This window comes from Ignavibacteria bacterium (assembly GCA_017303675.1).
Classification (GTDB): Bacteria; Bacteroidota; Ignavibacteria; order Tepidaquicellales; family OLB5; genus OLB5.
In genome coordinates, this window is the sequence record JAFLBX010000002.1 from 842,625 (window position 1) to 858,753 (window position 16,129).

The 16,129-nt window shown below is 37.4% G+C and carries 12 protein-coding genes; 7 read left to right on the top strand and 5 right to left on the bottom strand.

Annotated features, from left to right (window positions below; all coding sequences use genetic code 11):
• The first annotated feature begins 7 nt into the window (after nt 1-7).
• The 5 genes from J0M37_13270 to J0M37_13290 all read left to right on the top strand — a co-directional run bounded on the left by J0M37_13270 (nt 8) and on the right by J0M37_13290 (nt 4,923).
• Nucleotides 8-1,153 (top strand): hypothetical protein, encoded by a 1,146-nt coding sequence (locus tag J0M37_13270; GenBank protein MBN8586055.1) that lies wholly within the window; start codon nt 8-10, stop codon nt 1,151-1,153.
• A 5-nt stretch (nt 1,154-1,158) separates the two neighbouring features.
• A complete protein-coding gene (gene lepB, locus J0M37_13275; protein MBN8586056.1) occupies nt 1,159-2,268 on the top strand; it encodes a signal peptidase I in 1,110 nt (369 codons plus the stop codon).
• A gap of 276 nt (nt 2,269-2,544) precedes the next feature.
• Nucleotides 2,545-3,666 (top strand): radical SAM family heme chaperone HemW, encoded by a 1,122-nt coding sequence (hemW, locus tag J0M37_13280; GenBank protein ID MBN8586057.1) that lies wholly within the window; start codon nt 2,545-2,547, stop codon nt 3,664-3,666.
• Nucleotides 3,667-3,959: 293 nt separating this feature from the next.
• Nucleotides 3,960-4,316: a hypothetical protein gene (locus J0M37_13285; GenBank protein MBN8586058.1), complete on the top strand. Its 357-nt coding sequence runs from the start codon at nt 3,960-3,962 to the stop codon at nt 4,314-4,316.
• Between the two features lies 1 nt (nt 4,317).
• The gene (locus J0M37_13290; protein ID MBN8586059.1) at nt 4,318-4,923 is read left to right on the top strand and encodes a hypothetical protein; all 606 of its coding nucleotides are present in this window, start codon (nt 4,318-4,320) and stop codon (nt 4,921-4,923) included.
• A gap of 95 nt (nt 4,924-5,018) precedes the next feature.
• Here the strand turns inward: J0M37_13290 and J0M37_13295 are convergent, their stop codons facing one another.
• The 3 genes from J0M37_13295 to J0M37_13305 all read right to left on the bottom strand — a co-directional run bounded on the left by J0M37_13295 (nt 5,019) and on the right by J0M37_13305 (nt 11,421).
• A complete protein-coding gene (locus J0M37_13295; GenBank protein MBN8586060.1) occupies nt 5,019-6,704 on the bottom strand; it encodes an ATP-binding protein in 1,686 nt (561 codons plus the stop codon).
• 165 nt (nt 6,705-6,869) lie between these two features.
• Nucleotides 6,870-9,365 (bottom strand): ATP-dependent Clp protease ATP-binding subunit, encoded by a 2,496-nt coding sequence (locus J0M37_13300; GenBank protein MBN8586061.1) that lies wholly within the window; start codon nt 9,363-9,365, stop codon nt 6,870-6,872.
• A gap of 172 nt (nt 9,366-9,537) precedes the next feature.
• Nucleotides 9,538-11,421 (bottom strand): PAS domain S-box protein, encoded by a 1,884-nt coding sequence (locus J0M37_13305; GenBank protein ID MBN8586062.1) that lies wholly within the window; start codon nt 11,419-11,421, stop codon nt 9,538-9,540.
• A gap of 115 nt (nt 11,422-11,536) precedes the next feature.
• Between J0M37_13305 and mscL the strand changes: the two genes are divergently transcribed.
• Nucleotides 11,537-11,950: a large-conductance mechanosensitive channel protein MscL gene (gene mscL, locus J0M37_13310; GenBank protein ID MBN8586063.1), complete on the top strand. Its 414-nt coding sequence runs from the start codon at nt 11,537-11,539 to the stop codon at nt 11,948-11,950.
• 171 nt (nt 11,951-12,121) lie between these two features.
• Nucleotides 12,122-12,637, top strand: coding sequence for a TlpA family protein disulfide reductase (locus J0M37_13315; GenBank protein MBN8586064.1), 516 nt, complete (start codon nt 12,122-12,124; stop codon nt 12,635-12,637).
• A gap of 49 nt (nt 12,638-12,686) precedes the next feature.
• On the opposite strand, the gene J0M37_13320 is transcribed toward J0M37_13315, so the two are convergent.
• Together J0M37_13320 and J0M37_13325 are read right to left on the bottom strand one after the other, a co-directional pair.
• Nucleotides 12,687-14,120 carry a sodium/solute symporter gene (locus J0M37_13320; GenBank protein ID MBN8586065.1) on the bottom strand — a complete coding sequence of 478 codons (1,434 nt, stop codon included), beginning with the start codon at nt 14,118-14,120 and terminating at the stop codon, nt 12,687-12,689.
• A 149-nt stretch (nt 14,121-14,269) separates the two neighbouring features.
• Nucleotides 14,270-16,048 (bottom strand): phosphoenolpyruvate carboxykinase (GTP), encoded by a 1,779-nt coding sequence (locus J0M37_13325; protein ID MBN8586066.1) that lies wholly within the window; start codon nt 16,046-16,048, stop codon nt 14,270-14,272.
• Nucleotides 16,049-16,129 lie beyond the last annotated feature (81 nt).

Genomic DNA, 16,129 nt, shown 5'->3' on the forward strand with positions numbered 1-16,129 from the left:
TGAAATAATGAATTCTGAAATTAAAGCTGCTGAAAATTCCGGCACAAATACTGAAGTAAATTATAAAAAAAGGTCACCTTTAGCTGCAGCTCTTTTAACATTACTCGTTCCTGGTTTGGGACATTTTTATTGCGGAGAGGTAAAACGCGGCTTTTTTGTATTTCTCTCAGTTACTTTTATCACAGTTTTATTTTATGCTGTTATTAAGTTTATTCCGCAAAAATCGATCTTTGTTATAGCAATATTAATAGAATTACCAATCGGTTTATATTTTCTGATCGAATCCATAATCATTGCTATTAAAAAAAACAAATATAAGCTGCAATTTTATAATAGTGCCCGGTATTACAGTGCTATTGTAATGACTTCAATTTTTTATGTAAGTCCGGTTACTGATATATTTATTCCGGGGAATTTTTCAACACCTACCGGCAGCATGATTTATACTATATTGCCCGGTGACAAGTTCTTTGATAATGATCTTTATTACGGTATTAAAAATCCATTTACAGGAAAGTATGTAGTTATTTATAATAAACCTGAAAATGGTGAAATTGTAAAATTTAAATATAAAGGATTACCCGGCCAGGCTCCTGCCGGGGAAAAAATTCTTTACCTCAAAAGAATTCTGGCTGTTCCGGGCGATTCGCTTGTAATAAATAACAGGGTCATTAATCTAAATGGTAAGCTGTATATAAACAATAATTTTTATTTTGACGAGAACTTCTCATACTTAGGAAAGGGAACAAGTTCTTTGATCTTTCCGGAAGGTTCAAACTGGAATGTTGATAATTACGGTCCATTAACCGTCCCTAAATCAGGTGAAACAGTAAGTTTTGATACTTCAAACATCAATGTGTGGAAAAGAATAATAAGGGATGAAGGCAATAAGCTGGAAATAATTAAGGATAGAATTTTCATTAACGATATTGAAAAATACAGTTATACATTCAAAGATAATTATTACTTCATGATAGGTGATAACTGGTATAACTCGCTTGACAGCAGGTTTACCGGATTTGTAAATGAAAATGATATCGAATCTAAATTAACAATGATTTATTTTTCATGGGATAGAGACATTCCTTTAACAGAATTCGGTAAAAAATTAAGGTCGATACGATGGGATCGTATCGGTAAAATGATAGAATAAATTTTATGGCAAGTACATTAGGTAAAAAAACACAAAAGAAAAAACCGGTAAGCTCACTTGAGGAAAAAGCAAAAAGCTTTGGCTCACTGGTATTGACCCTGATAGTGGTGTTATTCGTTCAGTCTTTCTTTATTCAGGGTTACAGCACGCCAACCGGCTCAATGTTAAATACAATCCTCATTGGCGATAAAATGTTTTTTAACCAGTTTTTATATGGCGGTTCAACACCCAGGAATATCCCATTTACAGAAATAAGGCTGCCGTATATCCAGCTTCCGGCTATACGCGATCCTCGGAAGGAAGATATTGTGAATTTCGAGTTCCCCGGCAACCGCGAGGAAGTTGATGCTTCGATGAAAGTTCAATATTTAAAACGCTGCGTGGGTGAGCCCGGTGATACTATCGAAATTAAGGACGCCATTTTGTATGTTAACGGGAATAAATTCCCTGAAACACCTGCGATGCAATATTCATTTAGAGTTTATTTCGACTCTACCAAAATGAATTTTAATAAATTTTTCGGAATACTTCAAAACTCAGAATTTTTAGAAAAGTATGAAATTACCGATTTAAGACAAGTCCGGATTGATTCAAATGAGTTTAGAAAAAAATATCTTGTAGTTCCTCTCCCTATTAAAACTGTTGAAGAATTCAGGAGACTACCCTATGTTAAATCTGCTGAATTGAATTTTCAGCCTGCAAATAAGCCGGATTTGGACATTTTTCCCAAAAACAAATTATGGAACCGCGATAACTACGGTCCGCTGCGCGTACCTGTGAAGGGCGATGTTGTAACAATTGATGCCGCAAACTATGGTGAGTGGGATACCTTCATAAAGCGTGAAGGGCATAATATAGAGCTCCGCGGCGGTAAGGTATTTATTGATAACAAGGAAACTGATAAATATACCGTCGAAAACAATTATTATTTTATGATGGGCGATAACCGCCATAATTCACTTGATAGCAGGTTCTGGGGATTTGTAAAGCGCGAAGCAATGGTTGGCAAGGCATGGTTCACATATTTTTCATGGAATTCAGAAATTCCGTTCAGTGATTTTGGCAAACTTCTCGGCTCTATCCGCTGGGATAGGATCGGAATGCCGATAAAGTAAACCAACATCTCCTGTCGTGGAGTGCACTGACTGTGTCAGTGCATGCATCAACGCAGTTGATGCACTCCAAGAAAAGTTTTCTTACCTTCCCAAACTGAAGTTTGGGAAGGAGAAAGATATATCTCATCCCGAGCTTGTCGAGGGATGCTGTTCCACCCTTAGAGAAGCTCAGGGTGAAGAACTAATGTTATTCAAATAATTAGCTGCTTCCCAATCCGGAGTATCGGACGGAGATAAACAAGGGGCTCGAGCCCCTTCTTCAAATTAAACTAACCAATGGCAGGAATTTACCTACATATCCCCTTTTGTGATACCAAATGCATCTACTGCGATTTCTACTCAATTACAAATCACACAAAAAAAGCTGAATTCCTTAATTCCATAAAAAAGGAAATTCAATTCTATTCACAGCAGCTGGCAAACCGTGAGTTCGATTCGATCTTCTTTGGCGGCGGAACGCCATCACTCTTAAGTTATGATGAATTTACGGCTATATTTGATGAGCTTTATAAGTGTTATAATATTTCCGGTAATAGCGAAATCACCATAGAAGCAAACCCGGGCACGCTTGATATAAAAAAACTTGAAGTATTCAGGAAATTGCCGATTAACAGAATAAGCTTTGGCGTGCAGTCATTCATAGACCGGGAATTGCAGTTCTTAACGAGGATACATACATCAGAGCAGGCAAGGGCATCTATCAATGCCGCTAAAGAGTCTGGATTTGAGAACATTAACCTGGATATGATATTCGCCCTGCCCGGCCAAACAATGGATAGCTGGAAATACAATCTTGATGAAGCCATTAAGCTTGATACTAAACATATTTCAGCATACTCGCTTATATTTGAAAAAGGCACCATGCTTTACAGCATGCGTGATAAGGGTCAGGTTAAAAATGCTGATATTGAGCTTGAGCAAGAGATGTATGAATACACAATGCAAACACTGGCGGATGCCGGCTACAGGCAGTATGAAATATCCAATTACGCTAAGCCCGGCTACGAGTGCCGGCATAACCTTAAGTATTGGACACTTGAAGAGTATATTTCATTCGGCCCTTCAGCTTCATCTTTTATCGGTAATAACAGGTGGACAAATATTAAAAATATCGGCAGATATATTGAGCTTGTGGATTCCGCAAAGCCTGCATATGATTTCATTGAAACTATCGATAAAGATACATCCGTTACCGAACACATCATGCTGGGTCTAAGGAGTATTGGAGTGAACTTCGACGATTTCCGCAGCAGGCATAATATTGATTTTGAATCTACATACAAATCCCCTATCAATACTTTGATCACCAACGGCTATGCAGTAAAAGATGAAAACAAACTCTCCCTCACCCGCAAAGGTTACGCAGTGTGTGATGAGATAGTGGCAACTCTATTCTGAGCTTTTTCCTGATTAGTTATGACGATTGAAGATTAAGGAATGTTTAAGAAAATATTGTCAACGAATAGTATTTTAAAGCATCTTATAGCATGCATAATACTAAATGTCCTTTATTGAGAAACTGAGTTTTACGTTTTTATTTCTATAATAAAGTTTTAAATTTGGTGAACTTTAAATTAGCATTTAATTTATTTAAGCTTACTGTAAATATTACAATTGCTATGAAAAACAATTATTTAACTTATTATTAAAATTTTAGGTTTTTAAAAATTAAGATAAGAAAGGAATTATAAATGCCATTTATATACTTTCCATCAAATGACTTTCGAAATGATTTTGTAGACATTATTATAAGACAAGTTGAACAAGTTTCAAATGATATAGGTAAAGAAATGAATGTTGAAATCACAACAGGGGCGAGAGTTATAATGATGAACTTACTCGAAGCAATAATTAATGATCCTTCAAATCAGTGGAGTGATTCAAAACGAGAAAGAGAAATAGTACTTAATGATAAATTAGGATCGTTACACAAAGATTTAGAGACTATGATTAATATATATGAATATAAAAAAGTAACAACGTTTGATTTAATTCATTGGTTAGCTGATAACTTAAATAATATATGCCCTATTAAAAAAAGGAGATAACATGCCTCAAACAGTTGACAATACTAATGGAGGAGTTGGTAGCACCTCATCTTCAACCAACCCAAATAGAAGAATTAACTCAGAAGCATCGGGTACAATGCAAGAATTCCTAAAATTAATTATTACAATTACTACAGGCTTTTTAGCCTTTACGGTAACATTTTCTGAAAAATTATATAATCCTAATATAGATTCAATTCCTAGTTTCTTATTTGCAACATGGATTTTTATGGGTCTTTGCATTTCTGCATGTTTATTCGCTTTAGGATCACTAGTTAGTCATCTTGATGATAATAACAATATTAATAATGCAATACGAACATCAAATATTGCCTATTTTCTCTTATTTATTGGTGTTGCTTGTTTTGTAATTTTTTCTGTAACATTTGACAAAGAAAAATATAAAAATGATATTATAAGGTCAGAATTAACTGCAAAAGAATACTTACAAAGAAGTGACTCTAGTTTTTACGCTACCGCTAACATAATAAAGAAAAAATGGAATGAAGACAATGAGAGTTATAGTTTCACATTTGTATCGAAAACAGATACGTTATCTTTAGAAGTTGACCCAAAACTTCAACAAATTTTAAGTTATGAAAAATGAAATATTCATAAAAAAGTGCTCAATTGTCCGCTTTTTCATGTGTTGAAAGGGTTATACTTGACACAAAATTTATAATTTACAGTGTTATTGAATTGTTAAACAAACCTCTGTACAAAATCTCTTGCTTCTTTAAGCTCAGGATCATTTACAAGATCTTTTTTTAAAACTTCATTTACCCATTTAGGACCGTGATTTCCAACACTTTTATCAAAACTTTCTAATTCACCTATTTCTACTATTTCTAACCCAATTCTCCTAGCCTCAGTATTTAATTTAATAAACGCTTTACTTGCATCACCAGGTGGTATAAAACTTTTACCATTCAACTTTGCTTCAGCCCATGGAGATGCTTTTTTAAGCAATTTTGAAAATTCCTGTATTTTTTCCTTACCAACATTTGTTTCTGAAATTGAAGCAAATACTTTATCAATTTCTTCTTTAAGGTTTTCTTTTAGTAATTCTGGTCTTTTCCCATCAATTCCAATTTTTATTTTTCTCCAATCATCTTTGAAATTATCCCATACCCCACCTAGCGTCTCTATAATTTCTTTAAATGGGTTCTCATCATTTAGAATATCAAAGTCAGTAACGACATGCATCGGTACATCCAATTTTTTTAATGCTTTTATTGCAATTGGGATCCTATGTTTACCACCACAATGCAAAAATAAAATATCTGGGGCAATTTCATCTTTTACTTCAAACAATGACGTTAAAATTGCAGAATAAAATCTGCAATCAGAATCACTTTCGCATATAACCACTCTAGAATGAAAAAGTCCACCTAGTATATTCGAATGTCTTAATAATGAATCTTCCCAAATTTCTTTAATATCATTCTTATCTAATATATGTACTTTATTTACTACTCCTTCTCTTCTAATTCTTACCACCTTGATATTTTGATTTCCTGAATCAAGCAATCCTTTCAGAAAGTCTTCACTATGTGTCGCCAAAAATAATTGCCTATCAGTAAGTAAATCTTTTGCTAACATTTTCCCAATTAGTTTTGCTTGTGGCGGATGTAAAAATGCCTCAGGTTCGTCAATTAATACTATCGAATACCTGCTTAAAAAAGTTGTATATAATAATACACCAGTAAAACTTCTCATTCCATCACCTTGCTCTTGTAACAAAGGTAATTTTTTTACTTTTTTAACATAACTATTGGAAACCCTATCTTCTCCCATTTCCTTCAATGGTATATCACCTACACGAAGAGGGACAATGCTACCTGCATTTCTATCTAAGATTAAATCAGTTCCAAAAGCAAGCTTAAAATATTCACTTAACTTTTTCTCAATTGTATCATTTTCTTGTAAGAAATGTATAGGATGTTGAAATGGTTCATAATCCAAGGCAATATTATTTGGGGGGTCGGAGACTCTTATTCTATCGATTGTTGATAGTAACTTAACAAAAATATTTTTGACTTGGTCTAAACCTTTTTTATAATTGGGCCAAAAATAGTTTAAATTAGACTCAAAGAATGAATACTCAAAACCACTGTAATGAGTATTATTTGAATTGTGCACTTTAATATTGGAAAAAGTTTTCAAGAAATCTATTAAATCTGATTCATTTCCAATTTTTTCAATTTCTACATGTTTTATAATAACTGTAGGTTTATCAATAGACTCTATTAATAAATTAATTTCTCTTAATGCAGCACTCTTACCAGCATTATTAGGTCCAACAAATACTAGTATATCATTTTGCTTTAATGGAATTTCAGTCCCATCATTAATTTTAATCTTGCTGATCCAAACTTTTGGATTCATTATCCTATAAATTTTTAGTTTTGTAAAATAAGGGTTTGAATTTTCAATATTCCCTTGGAAATTCAAACTTATGTTTTTACAATAAAAATATCAATGGGAAATGCAAAGCATAAGCAATAAAAAAGGCGGTCATTGACCGCCTCATGATTATAATTCTGATTTTTCTTAATTTTCCTTAATCGATTCCGGTTCTATCTTCTCGGGGAGCTTGCTCTGAGAAATATCAACAAATACCAGCTCATCTGCGCCTTCTTTGTATGATACCATTACATGCGAACCCTCTTTGAATGAACCCTTCAGAACTTCTTCGCTCACTGGGTCTTCAACATATTTCTGTATAGCCCTTCTGAGCGGCCTTGCGCCGTATTTGGGGTCATAGCCTTTTTCTGAAAGGAACGTCTTGGCTGCATCGTCAAATTCAAACGTAATGCCGAGCGCCTGTATCCTCTTAAGCAGCTGCCTTGTTGATATATCTATAATTCTGAATATATCAGCCTTTTCAAGCTGTTTAAATGTTATCAGGTCATCTATTCTGTTGATAAACTCCGGACTGAAAACACGTCTTACTGATTCTTCAATCTGTGTTTTCATCTTATCATGCTTATCGTTCTGGTTAGGATCACCGAATCCCATACCGCCTATTGACTTAATATCGCGTGTACCGATATTTGAAGTCATTATCATAATAGTATTCTTGAAATCAACTTTTCTGCCAAGGCTGTCTGTCAGCATACCTTCATCCAATACCTGCAAAAGGATATTGAAAATATCCGGGTGCGCCTTTTCAATTTCATCAAGCAGCACCACAGAATACGGCTTGCGCCTTACCTTTTCGGTAAGCTGTCCGCCTTCTTCATATCCCACATATCCCGGAGGAGCACCGACCAGGCGAGATACATTGAATTTTTCCATGTATTCGCTCATATCGATCCTTATCAGGTTCTCTTCGCTGTCAAACAGGAATCTTGAAAGTACCTTCGCCATTTCGGTTTTACCAACACCGGTAGGTCCTGTAAAGATGAATGAACCGATTGGCCTGTTGGGGTCTTTTAGTCCTGCCCTTGTTCTGCGTATTGCTTTGGAAAGCTTTACGATAGCTTCATCCTGGCCGATGATATATTTCTTAAGCTCATCTTCCATTTTAACCAGCTTGTCGCTTTCTGACTGCGCTACGCGGTTAACGGGAATGCCTGTCATCATCGATACCACATCAGCAACGTTCTCTTCTGATACCTCGTGAATAATGCTCTGTGATTTAACTTCCCAGTCAAGCTTTGCCTGCTCAAGCTCATTGAGTAGGCGCTTTTCCTCATCACGCAGCTTCGCTGCTTCTTCGAAGTTCTGGTTCTTTACAACCTGGTTCTTCTTTGATTTGATGTTTGTAATATCATTTTCCAAAGCCACGATATTTTCAGGCACCACAATATTTGCCAAATGAACCCTTGAACCGGCTTCATCCATTACGTCAATCGCCTTATCCGGCAGGTAACGGTCTGTGATATACCTTGAGCTCAGCTTAACAGCCGCTTCAATTGCTTTTTCTGTATATTTTACGTTATGATGCTCTTCGTATTTATGCTTGATGTTGTTTAAGATCTGCATAGTTTCTTCCTCTGTTGTGGGGTCAACTATGATCTTCTGGAAGCGGCGGTCTAAAGCGCCGTCCTTTTCGATATACTGCCTGTATTCATCAAGTGTTGTTGCGCCTATGCACTGAAGGTCTCCCCTTGCAAGCGCCGGCTTGAAAATGTTCGATGCGTCCAGGGAGCCGGATGCGCCGCCTGCGCCTACAATTGTATGCAGCTCATCTATGAAAAGGATAACATCCTTCGCCTTTTCAAGCTCATTCATTACAGCTTTCATACGCTCTTCAAACTGGCCGCGGTATTTTGTACCCGCAACAAGCGAAGCAAGGTCAAGGGTTACAACCCTTTTATCATGCAGAACGCGTGATACTTTTTTCTGTACTATCCTTATTGCAAGGCCTTCAGCAATAGCGGTTTTACCAACACCGGGCTCACCGATAAGCACAGGGTTGTTCTTTTTCCTGCGGCTTAATACCTGCGCAACGCGCTCTATCTCTTTTTCCCTGCCAACAATAGGGTCAAGCTTTTCTTCCATCGCAAGCTTGGTCAGATCCCTGCCGAAATTATCGAGTACCGGTGTTTTTGTCCTTTCCGGTTTCTTCTCGGCTGCGGGTGTCTTCTGCTGCTGTGGAGCGGTTTTACCGCTCAGTATTGCGGAAAGCTCTTCCTTCACAACTTCATAAGTTATGCCGAACTGCTGCAGTATCTGCGATGCAAGATTGTCATCTTCGCGTAATATCGAAAGCAATAAATGCTCTGTTCCTATTACGTCTGATTTGAAAATCTTTGCTTCCAGATAAGTTATTTTTAAAACTTTTTCGGCCTGTTTGGTGAGTGGAATATTCCCCACTGTAAGTGTTGCACCGGACTGCCTTACTGTATCTTCTATGGTCTTTTTTATCTTGCCGATATCTTTTCCAAGGTTCCGGAAGATCTTGATAGCGATCCCTTCTCCTTCACGGATTATTCCAAGCAGGAGATGTTCAGTACCGATGTAATCATGCCCGAGGCGAATTGCTTCTTCCCTGCTTAACCTTATCACATCCTGAACTCTGTTTGAAAAATTACTGTCCATATATGTTATTTTCCTTTATTTACTAAATTCAACAATTTACGTTAAAATTTAGTTTCCTACAGCTGAAATTACGCTTTAATTCAACTATTTGCAATGATTGCTATTTTACATTGCAAAACATATTTTGATTAAATTTTAAAAATTATAAGGTTTTTATGGTTAATTATTATTCTTAAGTCCTTCTCAGGTAATTTGACCTCTTAAAGCTTATTCTGAACTCCGTACCGCCACCTCTTATAATTTCCGCATTTCCTCCAAGCTGCTCTGAGAGTATTTTTACCAGTTTTAAGCCAAGTGATGAAGTATTGGCAAAGTTGATATTTTCTGAAATTCCTATGCCATCGTCATGAATTTTAAGCATATATTCACTTTCGCTGACTTCCAGCAGGTCAATGGTTATCTGCCCCTTTTTTAATGCCGGGAAGGCGTATTTTAAACAATTGCTTACAAGCTCGTTTATTATCAGGCCGCACGGTATAGCCGTATCGATATCCAGGTAAATACTTCTGAATTCAATTACCGGCTTTACCCGCTCAGAGCTCATTCCGTATGATGCATAGAGGCTGTCAACAAGATTTTTGATGTAATCATAGAACTCTATCACAGAAATATCCGTTGAGCGGTACAGCTTTTCATGTATTAAAGCCATGGTTTTTATCCTGTTCTGGCTTTCTGCAAACAGGCTGTGTATCTCCTTATCCTTTACATGGGCTGATTGCAGCTTAATAAGGCTTGAAATTATCTGCAGGTTATTTTTAACCCTGTGATGTATCTCCTTAAGCAGCAAGTCCTTTTGTTTCAGAGAATTTTCAATGGTATTTTCGTATTTTTTCCTGTCAGTGATATCGCTGTGAATGCCAATTGAGCCGATGATCTTTCCGTTTACATCTTTCAGCGGAGCGCTCGAAATTTCAACCCAGATAATCTCGCCGTTCTTGCGCTTCATCTTCACTTCATACCTGTCCGTAAAGCCATGGCGGCGGAGCTTTATCCTGTCTTTTACAAAATCAGAATATTCATCCTCTACCAGAAGCTTGCCTGATATTTTCCCGATAAGCTCATCCTTGCTGTAGCCAAACATGTTAATAGCGTTATCATTCACAAACAGTATCCTGTCTTCGTTATCAACATACAATATTACTTCACTCATATTTTCTATGAGTGTACGGTATTTCAGCTCGCTATCTATTAAAGCCTGCTGTGTTTTTTTAAGCTCTGTTATATCATAAGCAACGCCCAGTACAGCCGGTTTGCCCTGGAAGTTTATACTTGTGCCGCTGTAATCAAGCCACCTTTCATTGCCGTATTTATCAAGTATCTTAAGCTCATACCTTGCGGGAGCTTCTTTGCCGCTTATGCGGTTCATACCCCGCTGCTTTACAGTTTCGCGGAAATCAGGATGCGCAAGCTCCCAGAAGTTCTTCCCGATAAGCTCTTTTACACCATATCCGGTGATTTTAGTTGAATATTCATTTCCGTAGATGAACTTATTATCTGAGTAAATAAATATTGCGGCAGGTACTGATTCTGTCAGCCTTCTGTACTTATCTTCACTTTCACGCAGAAGCTTTTCAGCGTTTATCCTGTCAGTAATATCAACATATATCTGGTCTATGGCGTAAGGCGTTCCGTCTTCATCAAGCTCTGCGTAATAATATACATCCAGCCACAGGGTTTTGCCTTCGCGGTTAATTATCCTGTACATATAGCGGAAGGTATCCTTAAAATCGTTATCACACCACTGCTCATGCGCTTTCAAAAAACCGTCAAGGTCATCTTTGTGAATACTTGAAAGTATTTCATCATCTTTTAGTGAATTGAATTCTTCGCGTGTATAACCTGATTGTCTTGTGAACTCTTTGTTTGCAAGGGCATAGCCCTGTGTATCCTGCAATACACGGGTAAACGCTATGGGAGCGTTTTCTACAACTTTTGGATAGCTGAACAGTGAAAAATCATATGATTCAAGCTGCTTTTCCAGCTCAGAAATACGTTTTTTCAGCGCTGCGATCTCTTCATCAGAACTTATAGTATTGTTAAGAGGTTCATTTTTCATACCTGGCATGCATATTAATACTATTTTTAGACATATTCTATAGCTATAAAAGAGATTGATATTTGTTGTAAAATTTTATTATTTTATGGAAATTAACAAATTACGGAGGCAATTTATGGGACTTTTTAAAGAATTTAAAGAATTTATTTCCCGCGGAAACGTTGTGGATCTGGCTGTTGGTGTTATAATAGGAGCTGCATTTGGCAAAATAGTTTCATCTATAGTTGATGATATAATAATGCCACCGATCGGCGTGTTGCTTGGAGGTATGAATTTTTCTTCACTAAAATTTATATTAAAGGAAGCTTCAACTGATCCAGCCGGTAAAGTTGTTGAAGCAGTTTCTATTAATTACGGTAATTTTATACAGACGGGCATAGATTTTATTATCATTGCAGCAGCTATTTTTGTTTTTGTAAAAGCGTTCAATTCAATGAAACGAAAGGAAGAAGCTCCCCCGCCGGCTCCCCCAACAAAAGAAGAAATATTACTTACTGAAATAAGGGACCTGCTGGCGAAGAAGAATTAATATATTTATAATCCTGAAATTAATTTATAAAAGCGGCTAATTATTAGCCGCTTTTTTATTTTTTTAGATTTTATGTTTTTCAAATATTGATCTTATATTAATTTTTTAGATACAACCAATTTATGATTTTATTCATCTAATAAATAGTTGATATATTTAACATTGAAAACTATGATAATAAAAACAATCTTCATAACAGTTATATTATTGTATACAATAAGTATATACTCACAAAATGGTACAAAAATAGGAGATAAAGCACCAGCATTAACAGTTGAAGAATGGATTAAAGGTGAAGCTATCAATTCATTTGATAACGGTAAAGTATATTTAGTGGAATTTTGGGGAACATGGTGCTCTCCCTGTATTGCTAATATTCCTCACTTAAGTAAAATTCAAAAAAAGTATTTAAATGATGGATTGATTGTAATTGGAGTCGCTACCCACGAATTTGAAGGTCGTACAAAACTGGATGACTTTATGTTAAGACATGGAAATGAAATGGAATACCGGGTTGCATATGATTCAAATCTTTCTATGCAGAAAGACTGGGACGGAGTATCTGAAGGATCTGATTTTCGTCTTCCACTCTGTTTTCTTATAGACAAAAACGGGAAAATAGTTTTCGTTGGTCATCCCTCAGAAAAAAACCTTGAAGATTTAATTGATAATACTCTAAAGGAATAAATAAAAAAATAATCTTCTTAGATTCAATTGAATTTTTTAAATTCTATATTCAATCATTTTTTGAAGGTAATAATAAACTCACCAGCGGACACAGCAAAAACGAAACAAGCATTCCAATTGTTCCGGCTTCAGGTGATGGCGAACCGGTAAAGTACATTCCTAAGCAAATACCCAAACCGGCAGCAGAAGAGCTGAAAGCTCCGGCAAGCGAAGTTTTCTTCCAGAGTAATCCCCACACAAACGGTCCCAGGAAAGCTGCGCCGATTGCTCCCCATGAAATGCCAAGTATCGCAACAATTGTAGACGGTTTAAAATAAGCAAGCACAACGGAAATTATTATAAAGATGAGCGCACACAGCCTCATCAGGTTTGTAAGCATTCTGTCAGAAGCATTATTATTTATAAATCCAGCGTAAAAATCCTTTACAACCGATGAGCTTGAAATAAGTATAATTGCCGCAAGCGTTGACATTGATGCCGATAAGATAAGAAGCAGCATTATTACAAATAGATACTCAGGAATTACTTTATTCAATAGCTCAGGCATAAGAGAATCAAAAACGGGCTTGCCGTTACTAAATGCGTTTGGCGCATTTTCAGGGGTTAAAAACACCCGCGAAGTTGAGCCGACAAAATACGCCGTTGAGGCTATTAATACCGAAAATAAAGTTGATGCTATCATTCCCAGCCTGATGGCTTTTTTATCACGTACAGCGTAAAATTTCTGTATAAGCTGCGGCATTGCAAACGGCGCTGCTGAAGTTAAGAATACCAGGTAAAACAGGTTCCAGAATCCCGCAGGTCCTATTACAGATACCAGCCTGGGATCAAACTCTTCAAGCTTAGCTGATAGAACTGAAATCCCCCCTGCTGATGATACAGTTGCCGATGCCAGGACTACACAGCCTATTATCATTATTACCCCGAAAATCACGTCTATCATAGTCATTGAGTTATACCCGCCTAGCACAAGGTAAAGTCCGGTGAATCCCCCCATAAATATCAGCGCAACAGTGTAATCTATATTAAATGTTACTTTGAATAAATATGAAAGTCCAATGAACACCGCTGCTGAATAAGGTATAAAAAGGAAAAATATCGCAATTGATGAATATAGCTTTAATGCTTTGCTGTTATACCGTTTTTCAAAAAATTCAGGCAGCGTGGATACTTTATATTCAATTGACATTTGTTTTATCCTGTGGCCAAGTACCCACCATACAGCAAGTACACCGAGCAGTGAATTGAAGAGCGCTATCCATAAGCCTGAAAATCCGAAATTCCAGCCAACCTGCCCTGCGAAACCAATAAACAGTACTGCTGAAAAATATGCCGTGCCGTATGTGAAAGCTGTCATCCATGCACCAATCTTACCTCCCCCCAGGAAGTAATCGTTGAACGTTTTGGTTTTCCTCATGCCTATTATACCAATTGCAATAATTGCGAGGCAGAAGAGTGATATTATTATTATTCGGGTTATCATGATAAATTAAATAAAAAAAATTCCCGCCATAAGCGGGAATCCTTTAATTAAAAAAATATATTTATATCTAAACCGTACATTTCACATTAAATATAACAATTCTGTTTTAATATACTTTGTATCTTTTTATTAAACGTAGAATCTATTTATTAAGCTTTGTATCTTTTTTCAGCTTTATCAACTTCTGCGCTTAATTCTTTTGGCAATGTGCCTTCGAATATTTTATAATACTCGCGCATTTCGTTAAGCTCAGCAATACCCTGTTCATTATCTACTGCAAATAATTTTTCCAGGTTCTCTTTTGTTATATCGAGTCCTGCTACATCAAATTCTTCGATAACCGGGAGCCTGCCGATAGGCGCATCAACCGCTTTAGCGGTTCCGTTAACACGCTCAATTGCCCATTTTATCGAGCGGATATTTTCACCGTAGCCTGGCCACATGAACTTTCCGTTTTCATCCTTGCGGAACCAGTTAACATAAAATATCTTCGGTAATTTTGCGTTATCGTTTTTACTGCCTATATTTATCCAGTGACCGAAATAGTCGCCCATATTATACCCGCAGAACGGAAGCATAGCAAACGGGTCATGGCGCAGCTTGCCTACTGTACCTGCTGCTGCAGCAGTCATTTCGCTTGAGCAGGATGAGCCCATAAACACGCCGTGATTCCAGTCATATGCTTCGGTGATCAAAGGAACGAATGTTGCCCTTCTTCCGCCGAAAAGGAATGCTGAGATCGGCACACCTTTGGGGTCTTCCCATGCCGGATCAATTACAGGGCACTGAGAAGCAGGCGCTGTAAAACGTGAATTGGGATGTGAAGAAAGCTCTTTGCTCTCTGGTGTCCAGTCGTTCTTATGCCAGTCAATTAAATGCGCAGGCTTTTCGTCTGTCATACCTTCCCACCATACATCGCCGTCATCTGTATAGGCAACATTGGTGAAGATAGTATTTTTTGTCATTGAAAGCATTGCATTGGCATTAGTTTTCATTGAAGTTCCGGGAGCTACGCCGAAGAATCCGTATTCAGGATTAATAGCGTACAGCCTGCCGTCTTCGCCGAATTTCATCCATGCGATATCATCACCCACTGTTTCAACCTTCCAGCCCGGAAGTGACGGGGTTAACATTGCGAGATTTGTCTTTCCGCATGCGCTTGGAAATGCAGCGGCAATATATTTTTTCTCGCCTCCCGGAGGTGTAACTCCGAGTATAAGCATATGCTCAGCCAGCCAGCCCTGCTCTTTTGCAAGCACTGAAGCTATCCTGAGCGCGAAACATTTTTTACCCAGCAGTGCGTTTCCGCCGTAGCCGCTGCCGTATGACCAGATAGCTTTTTCTTCGGGGAAGTGTACAATATATTTTGTTGAATTGCACGGCCATGCAACATCTGCCTTGCCGCCTTCAAGCGGGTAGCCTACGGAATGAATTGCGGGAACAAACTCGCCATCTGCGCCAAGTACATCAAGTACCTTCTGTCCGATGCGTGTCATGATCCTCATGTTGATAACAACATAGGGTGAATCGGTAAGCTCAACACCAATGTGAGAAATTTTTGAGCCAAGCGGACCCATGCTGAAAGGAATAACATACATCGTTCTGCCTTTCATGCATCCGGCAAACAACCCGTTTAAAATTGATTTCATTTCATTCGGATCCATCCAGTTATTGGTAGGGCCTGCATCTTCTTTCTTTTGGGAACAGATAAAAGTTTTATCTTCTACTCTTGCTACGTCACTCGGATCTGATACCACCCAGTAGCTGTTCTCTCTTTTTTTAAGGGGTTTGAACTGACCGCTCTTTACGCACTGTTCAATGAGCATTTTATTCTCTTCTTCAGAGCCGTCACACCAATGGACTGAATCGGGCTGGCAAAGTTCCGCCATTTGCTTAACCCAGTCTTTAAGCTTTTGATTGTTTGTCATTTTTACTCAACATTAGTTAGAAATTAAACACATCTTGAAAGTGTAAATAATGAATATAAGCCCACTTCCTCATCCAAGCTT

What these genes read in the sequence shown, in the direction of transcription:
- J0M37_13325 (MBN8586066.1), bottom strand. Translation starts at nt 16,048, where the DNA reads ATGACAAACAATCAAAAGCTTAAAGACTGGGTTAAGCAAATGGCGGAA.
- J0M37_13315 (MBN8586064.1), top strand. Translation starts at nt 12,122, where the DNA reads ATGATAATAAAAACAATCTTCATAACAGTTATATTATTGTATACAATA.
- mscL (MBN8586063.1), top strand. Translation starts at nt 11,537, where the DNA reads ATGGGACTTTTTAAAGAATTTAAAGAATTTATTTCCCGCGGAAACGTT.
- J0M37_13295 (MBN8586060.1), bottom strand. Translation starts at nt 6,704, where the DNA reads ATGAATCCAAAAGTTTGGATCAGCAAGATTAAAATTAATGATGGGACT.
- J0M37_13305 (MBN8586062.1), bottom strand. Translation starts at nt 11,421, where the DNA reads ATGAAAAATGAACCTCTTAACAATACTATAAGTTCTGATGAAGAGATC.
- J0M37_13300 (MBN8586061.1), bottom strand. Translation starts at nt 9,365, where the DNA reads ATGGACAGTAATTTTTCAAACAGAGTTCAGGATGTGATAAGGTTAAGC.
- J0M37_13320 (MBN8586065.1), bottom strand. Translation starts at nt 14,120, where the DNA reads ATGATAACCCGAATAATAATAATATCACTCTTCTGCCTCGCAATTATT.
- hemW (MBN8586057.1), top strand. Translation starts at nt 2,545, where the DNA reads ATGGCAGGAATTTACCTACATATCCCCTTTTGTGATACCAAATGCATC.
- J0M37_13270 (MBN8586055.1), top strand. Translation starts at nt 8, where the DNA reads ATGAATTCTGAAATTAAAGCTGCTGAAAATTCCGGCACAAATACTGAA.
- lepB (MBN8586056.1), top strand. Translation starts at nt 1,159, where the DNA reads ATGGCAAGTACATTAGGTAAAAAAACACAAAAGAAAAAACCGGTAAGC.
- J0M37_13285 (MBN8586058.1), top strand. Translation starts at nt 3,960, where the DNA reads ATGCCATTTATATACTTTCCATCAAATGACTTTCGAAATGATTTTGTA.
- J0M37_13290 (MBN8586059.1), top strand. Translation starts at nt 4,318, where the DNA reads ATGCCTCAAACAGTTGACAATACTAATGGAGGAGTTGGTAGCACCTCA.